Source organism: Pseudomonas sp. P5_B2 (genome assembly GCF_056400445.1).
Genome location: NZ_JBFULH010001186.1, coordinates 1 through 887, shown reverse-complemented (window position 1 = coordinate 887; position 887 = coordinate 1). Strand labels below are relative to the sequence as shown.

General features: G+C 56.1%; 1 protein-coding gene. It reads left to right on the top strand.

From position 1 onward, the window contains the following. A partial coding sequence (locus AC1DRJ_RS30080; RefSeq protein WP_477805324.1) for a lysophospholipid acyltransferase family protein occupies window positions 1-681 on the top strand: 681 nt, incomplete at its 5' end. Window positions 682-887: the final 206 nt, after the last annotated feature.

Sequence of the window (887 nt, the reverse complement as noted above, 5' to 3'; positions counted from 1 at the left end):
ATTCTGGCTGGTGTGCTCGGTGTGATTCTGGGCCTGTGCCGCCCGTTCAACCCGGACAACAGCCGTTTGTGCGCACGCCTGTATGMGTGGCCGGCGATGTGTATTTTGCGTTTACGGGTGAAGACCGATGTCGCGCCATTGATGAACAAGCCTGAGAGCTGCGTGATCGTCGCTAATCACCAGTCCAACTACGACTTGTTTGTGTTCGGCAACGTGGTGCCCCGCCGCACCGTGTGCATCGGCAAGAAAAGCCTTAAGTGGGTGCCGCTGTTCGGGCAGCTGTTCTGGCTGGCCGGTAACGTGCTGATCGACCGCGGCAATGCGCAAAAAGCGCGCCAGTCGATGCTGACCACCACGCACACCTTGCAGCATGAAGACACTTCGATCTGGGTCTTTCCGGAAGGCACGCGCAACCTTGGCGAAGAATTGCTGCCGTTCAAGAAAGGCGCGTTCCAGATGGCAATTGCTGCCGGCGTGCCGATCGTGCCGGTGTGTGTCAGCAGTTACGTCAAACACATGCGATTGAACCGCTGGCGCAGTGGGAAAATTCTGATTCGTTCGTTGCCGGCCATTCCGACAGCGGGATTGAGCCTGGACGACATGCCCATGCTGATGGAACAGTGTCGTGAGCAAATGCGCGAGTGCATCGCCTCGATGGATAGGCAACTGCAAGCCGCGTAGAAAGAAAACCCGCCAWGTGCGGGTTTTCTTTTGCCTGCAAACTTTCACCTTGGAGCTTTTCCCTTCGAACTCTGCAGAGTTCGCTCACTCTCAAGCAGTAGACAAGGCTAAGCTGAAGATTGCCTGCCACTGCCATCTGCTAATAAGAAGTGAACCWGAATCATGGGTAGAGTTGTTGCTGCTGCGGTTTACAGCGCCGGTAAGAG